Source organism: Enterobacter sp. N5-15, assembly GCF_057221635.1.
On sequence record NZ_CM170150.1, the window covers coordinates 578931 to 594339 of the forward strand.

Sequence of the window (15409 nt, forward strand, 5' to 3'; positions counted from 1 at the left end):
TAAAGCAGATTGTTTCAAAAAACGGGCACAAATGAACATCTTTTAATGTTAAGTGAGGCAAATAAATTGCCTCACTTAATTTATTTTTGATTTATTAAAGCTTCATAGCAGGCATTGCTCATTATTTTCGCAAATTCGCATGGAAGAGCATTACCAATTATCCGACAAGCATCGTCTATAAATGAGGTTGCAATATCAAAATGATCCGGAAATGTTTGAAGACGTGCAGCCTCTCTAACTGAAATAGTTCTTAACTCTGTTGGATGACCGAATCTTCCTTTGCTTAGGACTGTGCACCCACAAGTAATTGTTGGAGATACACTATTGAAGTCCATTCTTCCATAAACATTAGAATATCCCGTATTTTTACCTTTATGGCAGTCAGGACGAAGATGATCTGGTATATCATATCTTGGACCGCCTGGTTTGACATGCTTAAGTCTTTCAATATTAATAGGTGCTAAAGTTCGAATAACATGCCAGTTAAATAATCTTGGACCACCATTTTTCACAGCTTCAATGTGAGGTACAGGAGCATCTAACCCTTCAAAAGCCATTTTTATTGTATTCCAAGGTAATGTCCCATCCCTTCCGTCTCGTGAATGGGTTGCTTCTGGTATTTTGATTGTAAAACCATGGCCAGCAAGCAGAACAAACCGTTTTCTATCTTGAGGAACCCCATAGTCTGCAACCTGTAATACTTTATAATCTACCTTATATCCTAGGGATTGAAGATCGTTGATGAAATTATCTAAAAAATCACTTCCTTTAGTCATCAAGCCAGGAACATTTTCAATCATAATCGCTTTTGGCATTAATCCTTTAACCAACCTACTTACTTCTGAAATAAGGCTATTTCTTTTATCCTTAGGATTATAATTTTTAGTTAATGATGAAAATCCTTGGCATGGAGGGCAACCAGCCAGTAGAGAAAGTTCTCCGCTTTTAATCCCTACTTTATCCATTATTTCTTGACTCGAGATGAACCTGATATCTTCTTGAAATAAATGGCATTTTTTGTTGTTTGCTTTAAACGTTTCAGCTGCTGAAATATTGTTTTCTACAGCAGATATGACCTCAAAATTTGCTTGCTTGAGCCCTTCAGTTAGGCCACCACCGCCACAAAATAAATCGATGGCCTTAAACATCTAATGCTCCTCCTGTTTTATGATCAAATCGATCAAATAAATCTTTTAATGGGGATTGCGCTTTTGCCATTTTTTTTAGAAGTTCGATTGATTCTGAGCCGCCGAATTCAACAGCTCTTTTAATTCTCGCATCGTCATAATGTTCCGATACGCCATACAACATTGCTGCAAGTAATTCAATGTAATCTTTTCTTGATCTAACACAAATATCATGCCAGGAGAGCACTTCAATATTTTTATTATGGTTTTTTTCTCGCCAAGCGTTAGGATTTCTACCAATTAAATAGCCGTAAACTTTCGCATCATAATTATCCTCAAACCATCCCATATACGTATTGAGTTGGTTTAAGTGAATCCTTTCAAGATCTAATAAAGGACTTTTTAATTCAATCAATATTATATTATTCTCATTTGTATCAGAAAAAATTGTGAAATCTGGTCGAGTACCAGAATCCGGTTGTTCTGAAACACTTTTGGCTGTAAAACCATGGGCTGCTAATTTCCCTTCCTGTGCTGCTTTCTTAGCAATCTCTTTCATCGTTTGATTTGCATGTACTTTTCCTTTATCTGAACCCAATATCCATGGAAACTGCTCAAGTAAAGATTGCAACTGAGGCTCTGTTCCTGTTTTACTTAAACGTTCAAGTTTAGTGAGCGCATAAATTCTTTGTGAAACCATAACGGATAATGACATTGATTCAGGAACTAAATGATCATTGATTTGATCAATCAATTTAATAAATTCTTGCTCATCCTCCAAATCTTTTACTTTATTCCATAGCGATTGAATAATCATATGGCTTGGTGCATGAGTCCATGCTGAAGTTAGTTTTGATATAACTTCATTCTGTAATGTTTCATCTTTCTGTACTTTTGGACTCATACTACATACTATGTCGGAAATAGCTTTTCTTTCTACCTCCGTAACTCTTAAGTCTGTAGGTAGTTTATTTATTTTTTCAATAACTTTCCCTTTGTTATTTTCTTTTTGGAATTTTTGATAATCACTAATCCATTTTCTTACTAACCCAGCTCCCCATTCATACATCTGCAGGGTATCTTCATGCATCCAGTTAACACTTGTCCTGTCTGTTGATACTACATCTTCCTCAAGTTCATCTAACCAGTCTGCTTCTATTACACCATACATATAACGTGTCCAGATCTCTCTACCTTTCAATCCAAATACAAAGGGGCGATCTTGTGCTAACTTGCCATGGGCATAGATGCCAACGCCAGCTTGATCTTGTGGCCACTCAGCAGACTCCACAAAGCCTACCCAATAACGAACTTGGCGATCTTGACCATTGATGGTCAAGGTTTGATTTTCATAACCACTTTCTGGATACCTTTTATAGAAATTAGGTAGGGCTTCTTTTTCACTAACTTTTGTTTCGTTAATATAGACGTTAAAATCATCACTTAATAGTGTAACGGTGAAACGCTGTCCAACTGATTCTTTTAATCTTTCAGAAGAAATGATTTTTTTAAGCGATAAATCTTCAAGAATTATAGCAGTTCCTGACTCTTTTAGTTTATCTAATATTTTTTTATATTCTAACTTCAGATCTGTATCAATTTTTTCCATCGGGATATTATCAGCCAATATAGTTGGTTCATAAATAATGGAATCATTGGGAGAATCTTCATTTTCTTCAGACAACATTTTGGATAGATCAAGTTGAATCCAATTATAGAGTTTTTCTTCTTTACTTATTGTTATCAATGTTAATTTTTTGGCAATACCAAAAGGTGCAAGTTTACCTATGCCTTTTCTACCCATCATATTCCGTTGACGTGTAGTTTTTTCGGTAATGTTATCTTTACTTCGTTTCTTTTTTCCTATGATTAAATAATCATTCATCAACTCTGTGTAAGACATACCGCATCCATCATCTGTGATGGAAACTTTATCTTGAGCTATTTCAATCCATACATTTTGGGCGTCAGCATCCCAAGAATTAGATATTAACTCGGCAATAACATTAGTAGGTTTATTTTGGTATAGTTTTAATCCTAAATGTTCTATAATATTATGACTATATCTTAATTTAAGTTTTTCCATGTCGCTCATATTCAAATTCCCATCGCTGAGTGCATATTGCAAAATTTTTTTTGTAGTTTTAAGATTTTACTGTAAAACTCGGTATAATGAAAACTAAATAAATACATATTTATCAATGAGTTGTATGCTTTTTGTTGTTAGTGTTTAGTGTTTAGTGTTTAGTGTTTAGTGTTTAGTGTTTAGTGTTTAGTGTTTAGTGTTTAGTGTTTAGTGTTTAGTGTTTAGTGTTTAGTGTTTAGTGTTTAGTGTTTAGTGTTTAGTGTTTAGTGTTTAGTGTTTAGTGTTTAGTGTTTAGTGTTTAGTGTTTAGTGTTTAGTGTTTAGTGTTTAGTGTTTAGTGTTTAGTGTTTAGTGTTTAGTGTTTAGTGTTTAGTGTTTAGTGTTTTTTGTACAATTTTAATTGATGCTTCTGGTTGATCATCAGCATTTACACGCAGCCTCTATTAATTAACCCTTCAATAAGTAATTGTGAGTTACTATTCCATATCACATTAAAACCATGTGGAACTTTTTGATAAGTATTATAAATGTGCGTTAGTTTGTGAATGTCAAGAGCATGTGCTAGTTATTTTCTATTCGGATGAACTGCGTTTAAATGTTTAGTGTACGCATCTCTTTAGCTTATCTCCTCTGTTATTCTTTTGAGATAATCATGACAAATAATCAATCAAGTTTATTATTAGATAAGGTAAGCTTTTTTAGATACCATAAGGCAATAGAAGATTTCATTGTTGTTATATATTATGGTGCGCAAATGTAATGCCAATAAAATATGCATTAAAATCAGAAGGATATTCTAAATGTTCGAGCCCGACCTTCGAACTCATCCTCTAAAAACCTCCCTCCGATGCCACTCCACAAACTCCTCGCCAGGATAATTCCCTTTCCCCATCGGCAGCGCAATCTGCTTCCCGGCAAAATCCCAGAACAGTTGCCCAACAATCCCGCCCCCATTCACCGCTTCAGACACCAGCACCCGCATACTCTCATCAAGCCCAATCGATCCCTTATCAAACGCCTTATGATGAATCGCACACAGCGCCAGTCCGTTCGGGATCTCACACGGTCCGCCAAACTGTTTCCACTTAATATGCGCAGCCTCAAGTCCAACAGAGGCGTTATCATGTCGCATGTTAAACCCGCAGATTGCACACTCATAGTTATAAGCTCGCAGCACCTGCTGGCGGAACAGCGGATCTCGAACCTTACGAATCTGCTGGATATCAAAGCCCATCTCATCCGCGAGCTCTTCCTGAATGCTTTCAGGAAAGTGCGCTTCAAGGATCTGCTGCGCCAGCGAGCCGATCAGGTTTTTGTTCTTACTCAGTAGCGCAAAGTGTTCTTCATCAAACCCGCCTGCGACGTTATGTTCCACAAGTTCTTTAACGGGCGGTTGCTTACTGCCAATGGTCGAACAGAACTCAGTATTCTTCAGATCCCAAAATCCATCCCCTTTGAGCCGCCAGAAAGGCATATTCGGGTAATGCGTCTTCCTCTGTGGACCAAAGCGTTCTAACAGGCCAAGCAGCTGCTCGTGGACCTCGGTTCCATAATCAAACAATCGCGCATGCCCCTGCTGATAGTTCGCCAGCACGTACAGAAGCAATAAAGGCTTGTGCGGCGCACGCTGTTCGCCTTTGCGCCAGATGGTGATGTCGGCAATTGTCTGTTCGAGAGTTTTACTGGAAGCCATCGCGTTACGGAAGAAGGTAAATAATTGCGATGATGCTCGCAAAACCAAGACCAATCAACCCGCAATCAATAAAACATGACTTTACCGCACCCAACCCTATTTCCTGAATCCCCCTCGCAAATTCCAAATTTCCCCCACCCAAAACCGCTGTATTTATATTCAGCCCTGTATAATGAGCACCAGAAATTACGCCGAACGGCAAAGGAAGTATCAAAGAATATTTAAAGAGAGAATTCGCGATATGAAGGTGCTGCAACACCCCCATACCGCTAACCACCAACAACTACGGAGAAGTTGAAAATGGCTGCGACGAATTTTAAGCCAGAGTTTACTGTTTGCAAAACAGAATCAGACGCTTTCACTGGCATGATTGAAAACCGCGAGCTGGTACGCAAAAACAGCGCCCGCCGCCTGCACGGCAACCAGACCAATGCGGCCCCCGTCCATCCCCGCGCGGAAACGCCGCAGGACAGTGCCGCCTGCTGCGAATTGTATGCACGCATAGACATGAAATACCTTCTCCTTGGCGGCGACTGGTTAACCCGCGCGGGCTTTATCGACGGCATGCCTGTAAAAATCCGCGCCATGAAAGACTGCATTGTGATTACCCCGCAGCATACAAGAGAATTATGGGGATGCCTGGAAGGTATGAGCGTGGTGAATATAAATAAGCAGAAAGTCGCACAGTGGTTAAAAACGTTTCCGGGTGCGTTAAATGACACCGGCGATATTCCGGTGATTAAGCGCAACGCCTGATAAATATCCCGGCCCTGTGCCGGGATTATTATTTATATTTAAGCCGCTCTCAAAACACCGGCACCCCCAGCCCAACCTTCACCTCCCTCAACGTCCCCTGCGTCACCCCCTGCGCCCGCTCCGTCCCACGCTTCAGCATCGCCATTAGCTCGCCTTTATCCCGCATATACATCGCCCTCCGCTCCCGCATCGGCGCAATCAGCTCCTGCAGGCACGCCTCCAGCTCGTTCTTACACGCCCGGTCGCCCAGCCCGCCCGCCTGATAGTGCGCCTTCATCGCCGCCACTTTCTCCTTGTCCGGATGAAACGCGTCGAGGTACGTAAACACCACGTTCCCCTCAATCTGCCCCGGGTCGCTCACCTTCAGGTGGTTCGGGTCGGTGTACATGGCGCTCACCGCACGGTGAATGGTCTCTTCGCTGGCCGAAAGGTGCAGCGTGTTGCCGAGCGATTTCGACATCTTGGCGCTGCCGTCGATGCCGGGCAGGCGGCTGGTGTCGCTCAGCATCGCCTTGCAGTGGCGCAGCACCGGGGCGGGCAGCAGGCTGTTCATCTTGTGCACAATCTCGTTGGTCTGCTCAATCATCGGCAGCTGGTCGTCGCCGACGGGCACGCACTCGGCTTTGAACGCGGTGATGTCCGCCGCCTGGCTGATGGGGTAGGCCATAAACCCGACCGGCAGCGAGCGGGCGAAGCCCTTCTGCGCAATCTCGTTTTTCACCGTCGGGTTACGCTCCACGCGGGCGACGGTGACGATGTTCATATACAGCATCGTCAGCTCGGCGAGGGCGGGCAGGGCGGACTGCAGGCAGATCGTGGTCAGGTTTGGGTCGATGCCGGCGGCGAGGTAGTCGGCCAGCACTTCGGGGATGTTGTCGCGGATCTTCTGCGGGTTGCTGCCGTTGTCGGTCAGCCCCTGCAGGTCGGCAATCAGCACAAACTGGCTGTGCGTCTGCTGGAGCGCCACGCGCTGGCGCAGCGATCCGACGAAGTGGCCGAGGTGCAGCGGGCCGGTTGGGCGGTCGCCGGTGAGGATGGTTTGCTTGTTCATAAAGACTCCTTAATGTGCAGTTGCCGAAAGGAGTCTTAGAAATGTGAAAGCCGCCTTTCGGCGGCTATCTGAAAATGGGGAAAACTACTCCGTGCCGCCTTTAAGAAGGCAGCCACCAGCGGTTTACGGTGAGCACGGCGTGGTTTATGTTCATCTCTTTACCGTATCACGTCCGGCGCGAAAAACAAAAGGGCACGTCATGCTGCAATCTCTCAACCATCTGACCCTCGCGGTCAGCGACCTGCAAAAAAGCGTCACCTTCTGGCACGAGCTGCTGGGGCTTGCGCTGCACGCCCGCTGGAATACCGGGGCCTACCTCACCTGCGGCGATCTGTGGGTCTGCCTGTCGTTCGACGAGGCGCGCCAGCACGTGCCGCCGCAGGAGAGCGACTACACCCACTACGCGTTTACCGTGGCGGAGGCGGATTTTGAACAGTTCTCGAACAAGCTTGAGCAGGCGGGCGTCACCGTCTGGAAGCAGAACAAAAGCGAGGGGGCGTCGTTCTATTTTCTCGACCCGGACGGGCACAAGCTGGAGCTGCACGTGGGCAGCCTCGCCGCGCGGCTGGCGGCGTGTCGCGAGAAGCCCTACGCGGGCATGGTGTTTACCTCAGACGAGGCTTGAGGCGCGCACCTTCAGCCTGCCCGCCAGCGTCACGTGCGTGGCGGCATCTTCCTGATTGCACAGGTACTCCACCGCAAGCCGTCCCAGCTCGCTGTAGGGCAGCTGGATGCTGGTCAGCGGCGGGGTGAGCTGCTCGGAAATCTTCTGGTCGTCGTAGCCCGCCAGCAGCATGTCCTGCGGGATGCGCACGCCGTTCACCGCCAGCGCCTGATAGCAGCCAATCGCCAGCCAGTCGCTGGCGCAGAAGATGGCGTCCGGACGCTCGGCCAGTTCCAGCAGGGAGGTCGTCGCGGTAAAGGACTCGCTGAACTGCCAGTTGGTCTGGCGCACCAGGCCGTCGTCGCACGCGAGTCCGGCCTGCTGCAGCGCCGCCTGGTAGCCCGCCAGACGCTGGCGCGAGGCCTCCATCCAGCTCTCGCCGGTGATGTGGGCGATGCGCGTGGCCCCGCAGGCGATAAGGTGTTTAGTCACCTGGAAGGCGTTGGCGTAGTCGTCCGGGATAAACGACGGCAGCAGCGGCGAGCCGGGGTCGCGCTGGTTGAGCAGCACCAGCGGAATGCGGGTGCAGTCCTGGAACGCCGTCATGTCCACCAGCGTGGTGACCGGAGACGCGAGAATAATCCCGATGCAGTTGCGCTTCTCCAGCTGGCGGATGATGTTCAGCGCCAGCTCGATGTCGTCGCCGTAGTCGTAGACGGTGAGCAGGGTCTCGTTGCGCCACGCGGCTTCCCGCGCCTGGCTGATGGCGTCGATAAACGGGTCGAAGCTCTGCATGGAGCTGACCAGCAGGGCGATCTCTTCCTGGTTGCGCGGGGCGTGAACGGCGGGGAGGCGGTCGTAGCCGAGTTCGGTAGCGACGCCAATCACCCGCTGGCGGGTGTCGTCGCTGAGCTTGATGTTGCGGGACTGGTTAAGCACCAGCGATACCGTCGCCTGCGACACGCCCGCCGCCCGCGCAATATCGTTCATCGTCACTTTCGTTTTTCGCTTCATCCGTCCTCTCCCTTTCGCGACTTCGCATCATACCCTAACCGCACGCTTACGCGCCGTCGATCACGTTTCTCATTCATCGAAGCGTGAACTTTGTGAGAGCCGTCGCTTTTCTAAACGCCGTGATTTGCGCATTTATCCTGCAGATAATATTTATTAGCTAAATATTATCAGTAAGAGGACGCGTAATGAAAGAGCAGTGGAGCAGGGAGCAGGCACAGGCGTGGTACGAGCAAAAAGGCTGGCTGTGCGGGTTTAACTATCTGCCGTCGACGGCGGTGAACTGGACCGATATCTGGCAGGAAGAGACCTTCGATACCGCAACCATCGAGCGCGAGCTAAGCTGGGCGGCGGACGCGGGCTACAACACCCTGCGCATCAACCTGCCGTTTATCGTCTGGGAGCACGACCGCGACGGGCTGATGGCGCGCATCGACCGGTTTTTAACGATTGCCGACGGCCACAGGTTCAGCACCATGCTGACCCTGATGGACGACTGCGGCTTCTCCGGCGACGAGCCGTACCTCGGCCCGCAAAAGCCGCCCGTACCGGGCAAGCACAACAGCCAGGCGGCGGCGAGCCCGGGGCGCGACAGGGTGTGCGATCCCGACTGCTGGTCAGACATTGAGCGCTATATCCGCGACGTTGTCCGTCAGTTCCGCGACGACAGGCGCGTCCTGCTGTGGGATCTCTATAACGAGCCGGGCAACCGCGGCATTTTCGCGACCGGCACGCAGGAGGTGCAGTACGACGCGAAGCTGGAGACCTGCGCCCACGCGCTGATGAAGCTGGCGTTCCAGTGGGTGCGTGAAGAAGACCCAACCCAGCCGCTCACCGTCTGCGCGTGGCGTCTGCCGCCGGAGGAGGAGGGCGAGACGTTCTTCCGGCACCCGCTGGACCAGACCGCGCTGGCGCTCTCGGACGTGGTGAGCTTCCACGCCTACACCCACACGGGGCGCATGACGGCGATTATTCAGCAGCTGCAACAGCTCGGTCGTCCGCTGTTCTGCACCGAATGGCTGGCGCGCCACGTGGGCAGCACCATTGAAGAGCAGCTTCCCCTGATGTACGCGGCGAAGGTCGCGCCGTACCAGTGGGGGCTGGTGCGCGGCAAAACCCAGACGTGGCTGCCGTGGCCGGTGGTGATGAAGGAGTCCACGGACTACTGCCGCCTCTGGTTCCACGACGTGTTCGAGGAGAACGGCATTCCGTTCTCGCGCCGTGAAATCGCATTAATGCAGCAGCTGCGCAAGATCGCCCCGAAAGTTCAGGGCTAATAATATCGACCCGGCGGACCACCGCCGGGCAACCAGGCAGGCATATAACAATGGCAACGACAATGAAAATACCGTCTCGCGAGTTGTGGTCTTATTTTGGCTATGGTTTAGGTCAGTGTTTTAGCTTTGGTTTAGTGGGTTCGTTTATTAACTATTTTTACACCGACGTGCTGGGGATCTCGGCGCTGGCGGCGAGCACCATCTTCCTGATTGCCCGCGCGTGGGACGCGGTTCACGATCCGCTGTTTGCCAGCATTATGGACACCATTAACAGCCGGTTCGGCAAGTTTCGCCACTTTTTGCTGATCGCGCCTTTGCTGATCACCGGCGTCACGCTGCTGTCGTTCTATAAAATCGAAGCGGACATGACCACCAAAATCCTCTACGCCGGGGTGACCTACATCCTGTGGGGGACGCTGTACGCCATCTCCGATATCCCGTTCTGGTCGATGTCGTCGGTGATGACCAACGACTCCGCCCAGCGCACCCGCGCGGTGACGGCGGCGATGCTCGGTGTCAACGCCGGGATTGCCTGCGCCAACATCTTCTTCCCGAAGCTGGCGGCGTTCTTCGCCCAGTACAGCAACGATAAAGGCTACTTTATGGCGGCGCTGGTGATGATGCTGGTGGGCCTGCCGCTGATGCTCAACGGCTTTATGCAGATCAAAGAACGCGTGCCGCCGAGCCCGGAAAAGGTGACCATCCGGGATACCTTCCACAACCTGCGTCAGAACAAGCCGCTGTTTATCGTCCTGCTGTCGTTCTTTTTCTGCGTGTTTCATAACGTGGCGGGCGGGCTGTATATCTACTTCTTTATCAACAACCTGGGCGACGGCAGCCTGCAGATGGCGATTGGCGTGATGGGGATCGTGGCGGCGGTGCTGTGCCTGGTTGCGCCGATGCTGACGCGCCGGATGCAGAAGCGGAAGCTGTTTATGATCCTCTGCGGGCTGGACGTGGCGGTGCGCGTGGTGATGTGGTTTGTCGGGTATCAGCAGGTGACGATGCTGTTTATTCTGCTTGGCCTGAGCACCCTGTTCGTGATGATGACCAACATCCTCACCTCGTCGATGATTGCCGACACCATCGAGTACGCGGAGTACCACACCCACAAGCGCTGCGCGGCGATCACCTTCTCCGGGCAGACCTTTACCGGCAAGATGTCGGTGGCGGTGGGCGGCGGGTTAATCGGCGTGTTTCTGACGATGATTGGCTACGTGCCGCAGGCGCAAATCCAGAGCGAAGGCGTGCTGTCGGGGCTGTTCTTCGGGATTTGCCTGCTGCCGGCGATTGGGTCGCTGATCCGCATCGTGTTTATGTCGCGCTTTACCTTCACCGAGGAGAAGCATGCGGAGATTTGTCGGCTGCTGGCGGAGCGGAACGCGTCTGCGAAAGCGCCGGGTGGCGGCTGCGCCTTACCCGGCCTACAGGACCAGCCCTTGTAGGCCTGATAAGCGAAGCGCCATCAGGCTTCGCTTTTAAAGATTCAATGCTTTAGGGAGGTAGAGTGTCGAGTTCAGAATGCTGGTTCCGATGGCAAAGGGGACGACCCACAGACGTAGCGCATGACCCTCCAGATTATGAAGTTCAAAGGGATGAGGGAGAGCATCACTAAAATCTTCGTATTCCGGATAGATGAGTAACATATCGCCACGGTTATCGAGATATTTCACCCCGTAGGCCTGCATCTGATACAGATCATGTTGTGAAATATTAAAGCCAGGTTTATGAGGCTTAATCTTCTTCCATTTCGTATCGCAGATAACTGCAGAATGCGTCGTGTCGTTATGCGGGCGAAGCCAGATATCTGGCTTGAGCCTGAACATATCCTTCGTGTGGTAGCGAGCGAGACTGTGCGCTTTGGCCTGAGTATCAATCCGATAATGTCGATGATGATGATGCCGCATCCATGCGGCAACGAAGGATTCAAAAACCGCTTCCATTGGAAAGAGTAGCGATATGGCATTGGCATGACCCTGCATACAGTGAGGAGACTCGCCCAGTAATATGAGTTTTGCCCATTCCAGTGCCTGCTCATAATGATGCATATGCCTGTCCAGGCGAACCTGACTAAAAGCATACGCGACATCTACCACGGGCGGAATGGTCTCAAAGGTTGATCGTAACGACTGAAGTTGTCTGACGAGTTCAGCGTTGTGGGTCAGGCGGGAGACATTATCGATAGCCGTTTTCAGTAGGCGGTTTTCGGGCCGATTGACGCTGTATTCGTCATATTCCACCTGAAAACGATCGCGCCGAACGCTGTTTTTAGTTAGCTGCGCTGAAATCAGTAATTTGCCTTTCATCCAGGCAAGATTATCCTGCTGGCGAAGGTAGTCCCGTTTAAGACCCTGTTGGAGGATCGACTGAACGCTGCTGATAAATTGTTGAATAAAAATATCCATCAGTGGCATACGCGAGGTCTGAATGCTGGCGGATGTCGTTGCAATATGTCGGAAGGTTTTCAGGGTACGCAGCATCATCATCAACTGTTCTCGTGCGTTGTCATTGCCCGTTTTCGGCAACACTTCAATAAACGCACCGCCCGGCAGCGCAATTACGCCTACGTAGTTTTTGACCTGCAATGCCTGAACCCGACCCACAGAACGAAGGGTAAGCAGCCGGCCGTCATACTCTGCGTTATCACTTAAACAGCGTTGTACAAGCCATTGAAAAAGCGTATCCGGCAGTGCGATCGCATGCTCGACGCGGCTCCGATCGTTATCGCTAATCACATAACCATGCTCAAAAATCGTCCAGTAACGACCGGGTGTCATTCCTCGCTCTCCTGGCGAATGGCTGCTGGGGCGTATATCTGGCGGTACGCAAGCGGATCATTCCATACCGGTTTCGACTCGCTGGAAAGGTGATAGCTAATCCCTGCTTCCTGCAAATCCTCAGCTGCATCAGCACCGAACAACCGCAGGAAGTTCCCTTCACTGTTTATCGATGAAACGAACTGTAAGCTATCGTCCTTTTTCTGGTTGTCTCCAAGAACCAGGCGAATTTTTTGCCAGTCGTTGTAGAAATACTCCTCCAGTAACGGGAGGATTTTGTTTTTCATAATGCGTTTAAGCAGATCGAAGGCGGCGTCTTCGTCATGTTTAACCTGGATAACCGGCATGAAAAAGGCGTGCCCCAGCGTATGTTCATTGTCATACAACGCCTGGATCCTTGCGTTAAGAGTTTCCAGCAGACGTTCAAGCTCAATTCCCTTGATCGTCGTGCCTGCCAGTAGGCTGGTGTCAGGTAACATAGGAACGAACTCAAAGCGGCGGCGTAAAGCGGTATCAAGCGCCGTCAGGGAGCGATCTGCGGTATTCATCGTACCGACAAGGTAGAGATTATTGGGAACGCTAAACGATGTACCAGAATAGGGAAGTGAAACGCTGAGTTCCTCTGCTTCGCCTGCACGCTTAGAAGTTTCAATCAGCGTGATGAGCTCGCCGAAAATTTTAGAAATATTGCCGCGGTTAATTTCGTCGATAATCAACACGAAATTTTGCCGTTTACCGCCTGTTGACTGCGCAGGTGTGGCCGGAATCTCACTCTTTTCGACCAGATACGCGAGGATCCCTCGTACATAAGAAACGTTATGGATTTTGGCATTGTTATCCTGATACCAGGCGCGAATGTCCTTGAGGTACGCATTATAGCCCTGACCCAGATCCTCTTTTTTACTGTGCTCCGGGAAAATCCCAAAAGCGGTTTCACTTTTGTAGGTCACACGGAACGGATTGCCGTTGTGGGTGCGGAGCGTAATGCTCTCTCCTTCCGAAAGCCGCTCCTGTAACTGTACGAGTGCGTTATCCAAAGTCCGCAGCGCACCTGCGTTGCCAAAGGCGGCGTCATCACAAATTTGTTTAAAAATTCCCGGCTTGATGTCGTAACGTACGTTGCCGTCATCGGTAGTCTCTGCCCGCAATCCTTCGATAAACTCTTCGTAGCCGAAGCTCTGATGAAAAGTAATAAAGCGGATTCGGTTTTCTCCCATCAGGCGGTCATAAATTTTCTTTAGCTCGCGTCGGCGTTCACTCTCTTCTTTTCCGTCCAGTCGGGCATATGCCTGAGGCTCGCAGGCGCGCACGGCAATATCGATGGTTTTATAGGTTTTACCTGTACCTGGAGGTCCATACAGAATGCGGTTTTTGGGGAGCTGAAGATCGTGGGGTTCGGAGCCTTGTTCGTCTTCATCATCACCCGTACTGTCAGGCGTCACCAGGGTATCATTTTTCTCAAGGATGAAATGTGCGTACAGATGCCAGAGCGACATATTTAGCGTGCTGGAATCAATCTCAGATCCGATCGCCTGGTTTAATGCCTCTTTAAGCTCCATGTTGAGGTCAAACCAATCGCCCTCGCCAGACAGGCCCAAATCAAAGCGGTTGTTACAGTAGTTGTAGATCCGGAAAAATGCGTCAGTGTTGACGATATTGCTTATATGCTCTGGATACATAACGGCAAACGCACGATGACAAAGAGCCCAGTATACTTTTTTCAGGATCTTTTGGTCTTTGAGCGCCTTGAGTTGTCCAATCACCTGCTCATAGTTGGTGCGTGTACATTCTTTAGACATCTGGCGAGAAAGCTCGCGTAGCTCCTCTATTGCGCCGTTAAATTCATTTATCGACATACCGCCTTGCTTGACACTGGCGACTCCATTGGAGCGATTGTACCAAAGCTCATAAAGCGTCTCGTCTGAGAAGTTGGGTCGTTCATTCTGAACTTGTTGACGGAGCGCGCGAAAAGACGGTCCCCACTCGGGGCTATAAGTATCGTTATTGGCCGTGTGAGAGGTGAAAAATGAGAGTACGTCGGTACGTTCCTGAACCATTACCTGCTCCAGAGCGAAAAGAGGAGAATATTTTCCTTATCTTATAAGAATTATCTGTGAAGCGTCACTGCCTGTTCAGGGGGAATGAACGGGAATAGCTGACGCCTTTTGGCGTCAGTCCCGGGAACTTACAGCGACTTCACAAACGCCAGCAGATCTTCGTTGAGCTGGTCCTGGTGGGTCAGCGCGAAGCCGTGCGGCGCGTTGTCGTACACCTTCAGCGTGGCGTTTTTGATCATCTCTGCCGCCAGCTTGCCGGTGCTTTCAAACGGCACGATCTGGTCGTTGCTGCCGTGGATCACCAGCGTCGGCACGTCGATTTTCGCCATATCCGGGCGGAAGTCGGTTTCGCCGAACGCGGTCACGCAGTCGATGGTGCCCTTCAGCGACGCCAGCAGGGCGATGTTCAGCGTCTGGGTCAGGGCACCGGCGGAAACGGTCTGCCCGGCGTTGATGCCGTAGAACGGCGTCGCGAAGTCGCTGATAAACTGGGCGCGATCTTTACGCAGTCCGTCGCGAATGCCGTCGAATACGCTCTGATCCACGCCCTGCGGGAAGGAGTCGGATTTGCCGAAGATCGGCGTCACCGCGCCCAGCAGCGCCAGACCGGCCACGCGCGCGCTGCCGTAGTTGTTGATGTAGCGCGTCACGTCGCCGCCGCCCATGGAGAAGCCCACCAGCGTCACGTCCTGGAGGTCCAGGGTGACGATCAGGTCGTTGATGTCGGACGCAAAGGTGTCGTAGTCGTAGCCGTTCCACGGCTGATCCGAGCGGCCAAACCCGCGACGGTCAAAGGCGATGGCGCGGAAGCCGCGCTCGGCCAGGTAGTTCAGCTGGCTGTCCCACATGTCGCCGTCCAGCGGCCAGCCGTGGCTGAAGAGAACCGGTTTGCCCGCGCCGCCGTCCTTGTAGTAAATCTGCGTGCCGTCTTTTGCCTTAAACGTTGCCATAGTGTGTTCCTGTGCAGGTGA

General features: G+C 50.4%; 13 protein-coding genes. 4 read left to right on the top strand and 9 right to left on the bottom strand.

Annotated features, from left to right (window positions below; genetic code table 11):
* Positions 1–80: 80 nt before the first annotated feature.
* From AC2TE5_RS02720 to AC2TE5_RS02735, 4 genes are all read right to left on the bottom strand, one after another.
* On the bottom strand, positions 81–1148 hold the full coding sequence (locus tag AC2TE5_RS02720; RefSeq protein ID WP_484612611.1) for a DNA cytosine methyltransferase: 1068 nt from the start codon (positions 1146–1148) through the stop codon (positions 81–83).
* Positions 1141–3222 carry an ATP-binding protein gene (locus AC2TE5_RS02725; RefSeq protein ID WP_484612612.1) on the bottom strand — a complete coding sequence of 694 codons (2082 nt, stop codon included), beginning with the start codon at positions 3220–3222 and terminating at the stop codon, positions 1141–1143. The genes AC2TE5_RS02720 and AC2TE5_RS02725 overlap by 8 nt, the downstream gene beginning before the upstream one ends.
* An 813-nt stretch (positions 3223–4035) precedes the next feature.
* Complete coding sequence (locus AC2TE5_RS02730; RefSeq protein WP_484612613.1) at positions 4036–4905, bottom strand: phosphorothioated DNA-binding restriction endonuclease; 870 nt, start codon at positions 4903–4905, stop codon at positions 4036–4038.
* Between the two features lie 4 nt (positions 4906–4909).
* A complete protein-coding gene (locus AC2TE5_RS02735) occupies positions 4910–5170 on the bottom strand; it encodes a hypothetical protein (protein WP_484612614.1) in 261 nt (86 codons plus the stop codon).
* Between the two features lie 35 nt (positions 5171–5205).
* On the opposite strand from AC2TE5_RS02735, the gene AC2TE5_RS02740 reads away from it, so the two are divergent.
* The gene (locus tag AC2TE5_RS02740; RefSeq protein WP_212474415.1) at positions 5206–5661 is read left to right on the top strand and encodes a SymE family type I addiction module toxin; all 456 of its coding nucleotides are present in this window, start codon (positions 5206–5208) and stop codon (positions 5659–5661) included.
* Positions 5662–5710: 49 nt separating this feature from the next.
* On the opposite strand, the gene trpS is transcribed toward AC2TE5_RS02740, so the two are convergent.
* Complete coding sequence (gene trpS, locus AC2TE5_RS02745; RefSeq protein ID WP_484612615.1) at positions 5711–6712, bottom strand: tryptophan--tRNA ligase; 1002 nt, start codon at positions 6710–6712, stop codon at positions 5711–5713.
* 199 nt (positions 6713–6911) lie between these two features.
* On the opposite strand from trpS, the gene fosA reads away from it, so the two are divergent.
* A complete protein-coding gene (gene fosA, locus AC2TE5_RS02750) occupies positions 6912–7337 on the top strand; it encodes a FosA/FosA2 family fosfomycin resistance glutathione transferase (RefSeq protein WP_484612616.1) in 426 nt (141 codons plus the stop codon).
* On the opposite strand, the gene AC2TE5_RS02755 is transcribed toward fosA, so the two are convergent.
* On the bottom strand, positions 7323–8330 hold the full coding sequence (locus AC2TE5_RS02755; protein WP_010427279.1) for a LacI family DNA-binding transcriptional regulator: 1008 nt from the start codon (positions 8328–8330) through the stop codon (positions 7323–7325). The genes fosA and AC2TE5_RS02755 overlap by 15 nt on opposite strands.
* Before the next feature lie 185 nt (positions 8331–8515).
* Between AC2TE5_RS02755 and AC2TE5_RS02760 the strand changes: the two genes are divergently transcribed.
* Both AC2TE5_RS02760 and AC2TE5_RS02765 read left to right on the top strand, forming a co-directional pair.
* Positions 8516–9604, top strand: a complete 1089-nt coding sequence (locus AC2TE5_RS02760; protein WP_484612617.1) for a cellulase family glycosylhydrolase — start codon at positions 8516–8518, stop codon at positions 9602–9604.
* 50 nt (positions 9605–9654) lie between these two features.
* The gene (locus tag AC2TE5_RS02765; RefSeq protein ID WP_202761196.1) at positions 9655–11049 is read left to right on the top strand and encodes an MFS transporter; all 1395 of its coding nucleotides are present in this window, start codon (positions 9655–9657) and stop codon (positions 11047–11049) included.
* Positions 11050–11082: 33 nt separating this feature from the next.
* Here AC2TE5_RS02765 and AC2TE5_RS02770 read toward each other — a convergent pair whose 3' ends face one another.
* The 3 genes from AC2TE5_RS02770 to AC2TE5_RS02780 all read right to left on the bottom strand — a co-directional run bounded on the left by AC2TE5_RS02770 (position 11083) and on the right by AC2TE5_RS02780 (position 15388).
* Positions 11083–12381: an McrC family protein gene (locus AC2TE5_RS02770; RefSeq protein ID WP_484612618.1), complete on the bottom strand. Its 1299-nt coding sequence runs from the start codon at positions 12379–12381 to the stop codon at positions 11083–11085.
* Positions 12378–14438 (bottom strand): McrB family protein, encoded by a 2061-nt coding sequence (locus AC2TE5_RS02775; protein WP_484612619.1) that lies wholly within the window; start codon positions 14436–14438, stop codon positions 12378–12380. The genes AC2TE5_RS02770 and AC2TE5_RS02775 overlap by 4 nt, the downstream gene beginning before the upstream one ends.
* 128 nt (positions 14439–14566) lie before the next feature.
* Positions 14567–15388, bottom strand: coding sequence for an alpha/beta fold hydrolase (locus AC2TE5_RS02780; protein WP_059347236.1), 822 nt, complete (start codon positions 15386–15388; stop codon positions 14567–14569).
* Between the last annotated feature and the right edge of the window lie 21 nt (positions 15389–15409).